Genomic DNA, 3,286 nt, shown 5'->3' with positions numbered 1-3,286 from the left:
ACAGCAGCGTTAACAGGTACATCGGGTAGATACGGGCAAACCGCGCAACCCAAAAGTTCCAGAGCCTGCCCTTCAAGCCCTTTTGAAAGCTTGGGTAGTAGGTATAGCAAAGGATAAACCCGCTCAGCACAAAAAACAGGCTTACCCCAATAAAACTATTGCGAGCTAGGCTATAAAAGCATAGCGGCAAATCCGGGTCGAGCGGAAGATGGAAGAATAGCACCATTAGCGCGGCGATAAAGCGCAAACTGGAGAGCGGGAGAATCTCGTTTTTGCCACCCGCCACGATTTCTTTCTCTGTAGGCGCGGCTTTTTTAACCGACCATCTAATAAGGAAGCGAGCAACGAATACGCTAATAACTAGCGCGTACTCGATTAACACCAAGCGGTTAAAGTTATAGAAAAGGTCATCGAGGATAGGGCTAAGGCTTAGGGGGTCGGAAGCAAATTGCAGCGCCAGCCAAAGCGATTGGGCAAAGGCTATTGCCAGCAGAATCGCCCAGAATTGCCACCGGCGCGGATGCTGATATACGCCCAAAATGAGCAATGCCCACAGCAGTATTAGCAAACCCACAGAAATAAATAAGGTGCGAGGGGGTATTAGCAACCCGCCCGGCATTCTCTCCACCTCTATTTTTGTAACGATGATGCCTAGCCGTCCGCGTGGGTCATTCTTCACCTCAAAGGTGGCAACCTGAAATTGGAGATTGAGCATGCCATCTTGTATTGCGGCGGCAGGCACAAGCACTTCATATTCATGCAACCCTTTAGTAATCGTGTTAATAATCGCGACATCTTTATCATTAGCGCGAATGGACAAGGGCGAAGGCTCTACCGGGTCGGGCGGGTACAACCACAGGCGTACTGTATAGTCGGCTTTGGCAAGATAGGGCAGGTTCAGGGAGAATTGGGGTTTTGTCCAGCGGTAAAAGCCGAAATTGGTATTTTGCTCTTTGGCGAAAAAGCCGGAATTTTCCAATTTCAAAAACCCCACGGCGGGTTGCTCATCTTTATTTAAATCTATAGTCAGCTTGGGATTTTGGGAATAGGTAAACTCAAACAGAAGTACGATACCTACAATAACCAGCACGAAAGCAAGAATTAGCAGGAGAGGTTTTTTAAGCAAGACAATAACTTTCGTTTTCAGGGAGGGTTTTTATCGGTAAATCCACCTCAAAATACCATAACGATTTTTCATTGTCAAACCTTTGGTAGCGCAAATCTCATGGGGTGGGGGCAATCGGGGGAAGGGCGACAAACAAATCGCGACCCGGAGGTCGCTCGTACAGGGGGTTTAATTGGTAGGGACGCATCAGGATGCGACAAAACACCACACCGATTTGCGTTAGAATAAGTGTGGAACTTTAATGCTGCTATTGCGTAAATATAGCCGTAATATATAATAATTTGGCGCTATACTGAATTAATTATCAGCCCTTGGAAGGAGCATCCGGCACAATGAAAAGAAGCGGACGTAAAGGATTATTTTCTCTTTTGGGTATGTTTGCGCTAGTGTTTGCGCTATTTGCAAGCATCGGCGTTGCCAGCGCGGATGATTCTACCGCTATGGTGAACGGCTTGATTAAGGACGGCTATTATATCTCGGATGCCGCCGCCAAGCAGTTGAAAGATGTAAACGGGGCGCGGGCTACGTTGGCGACTGCCGCGAAATCGCTCAAGGAGCGCCAAAGGTCGGTAAAATTGGCGTTGGTGGATGATGCCACGCTGCCGACTGAGTGCAAAAGCGCCACCGCTACTAATACTTGCTCCCGCATTGTGCGCGATAAGATTAGCGGGGCGGAAGCGGTTATTTTAGTGAATTTGCCCAAATCCCAAATTAGTTTGAGTATTGATGATAGGCTCGTCTCGGCGGCGGATGGGAACGCTTTGCTGCCCACTTCTACTAGCGGCTTCTATAATGATAGTATCGCGCAGAACCTTGCCGATTTGGGCAAGAAAACTGCCGATAAGATTGACGCAACCGTAAAGACCGCTACTGCTACCGGGCAAACGATAGCCAATAAGCAAAATCAGGCGGATATGGTCGTACCGTTGATTATTATGGCGGTGGCGCTTTTGGTCGTGTTGGGCGCGTTCTTCTATTTAATGAGTACCACCAAAACGGTTTGGCGCAAGAAGGTTGAAACGCTGGAGAAAAGCGCCAGCGAGGTGAGCAATTTGGTGTATCGCCTGAGTACGGATGTGGAGTTTCTGCCCGATAATATCCGCGATGAGGTGAAACAAACCTTCGCGCAGGGTACAATGCAGGTGACCAAAGCTAACGAGGCTGCCCGCGAAATCAAGGGCGCTAGTACCATCACGCTGTTGTTCAAGTGGGGGCAATTTAACCAAAAGCAGCAAGAAGCCGTAGCGCAGATGAATTCGATTAGCAGCACTTTGCAAAGAGTTGACCGGACGGTTAAGCAAAATCTGTAATTTGCCCGTAGCAAAAAGGAGTTTTTTAATTATGACTAAGAAACCTAAAAAGAGGTGGCTGGCTGGCTTGTTGGCTTTGCTGGCGTTAATGTTGTTTGCGCCCACAAGTAGCGTGTTTGCTGCCGGTGTCCTCACCTTTGAAGACCCCCTGAACTTGTTCAGTACGGCAGACCGCGCCACTCTGACCGCGCAGGTGAAAAGCCTGCCCTTTGATGTGTATATTGTTACCAGCAATCAGTATAGCAATAAAACTAGCTTCAAAAGTTACGTGGTAGGCAAAACCGGCGCGACCAAAACGCTGACCATCGGCATTTCCAACCGCACCGATGCTACTACGCCTTTGCGAACGGTACTAGTGGATCCGGGTTCGGCGATGGGTATCACTGCCACCGAGTCCGCCAATATCGAGGAGGCGGCGGCAGTGGTGTTGCGGGCAAATTCGGGGCAGTGGACTGCGGCGGTAACGGCGGCTCTCAACACAGCAAAGAATGCCAGCAGCATGAGTACCGGCGCGGGTAGCATGGTCGGCTTTGTAATTTTTGGCGGTATAATATTGGTGATTGTTTTCTTGGTAATCGCGGCGCGGCGGCGGATGGGTCCTCGTCCGGCGCAACCTGTGTACGCGCAACCGCAGCAACAATACCCACAGCCCCAATATCCTCAACAACAGTACCCGCAGCAACCCGGCTATGGTCCCGGTTATTATCCTCCGCAGCAGCAGCAGGATCGGGGCGGCGGTATCGGTGATGCCCTGTTGGGTGGCGTAATCGGCTACGAAATCGGCAGAATGTTGGGTGGCGGCAATCAAGGCGGCGGCTCCTTTGATGAGCTCTTTAGTCAATGCAAGTGA

3 protein-coding genes are annotated in these 3,286 nt (G+C 50.1%); 2 read left to right on the top strand and 1 reads right to left on the bottom strand.

All coding sequences use genetic code 11. The annotated features are described in order from the left end of the window. Positions 1-1,126, bottom strand: a 1,126-nt coding sequence (locus WCK19_RS18355) for an acyltransferase (RefSeq protein ID WP_342398857.1), incomplete at its 3' end; no start/stop codon positions are given. A gap of 332 nt (positions 1,127-1,458) precedes the next feature. Here WCK19_RS18355 and WCK19_RS18350 point away from each other — a divergent pair. Further along, positions 1,459-2,436: a hypothetical protein gene (locus WCK19_RS18350; RefSeq protein ID WP_342398856.1), complete on the top strand. Its 978-nt coding sequence runs from the start codon at positions 1,459-1,461 to the stop codon at positions 2,434-2,436. A gap of 31 nt (positions 2,437-2,467) precedes the next feature. After that, the gene (locus WCK19_RS18345) at positions 2,468-3,286 is read left to right on the top strand and encodes a hypothetical protein (protein ID WP_342398855.1); all 819 of its coding nucleotides are present in this window, start codon (positions 2,468-2,470) and stop codon (positions 3,284-3,286) included.

This window comes from Candidatus Chlorohelix sp. (assembly GCF_037138995.1).
Classification (GTDB): domain Bacteria; phylum Chloroflexota; class Chloroflexia; order Chloroheliales; family Chloroheliaceae; genus Chlorohelix.
Note: the sequence above shows the minus strand (reverse complement) of the source record. Positions and strands in the feature narration are given on the sequence as shown.

Coding starts and splice junctions, on each gene's coding strand:
- WCK19_RS18345 (WP_342398855.1), top strand. CDS start 2,468: ATGACTAAGAAACCTAAAAAGAGGTGGCTGGCTGGCTTGTTGGCTTTG.
- WCK19_RS18350 (WP_342398856.1), top strand. CDS start 1,459: ATGAAAAGAAGCGGACGTAAAGGATTATTTTCTCTTTTGGGTATGTTT.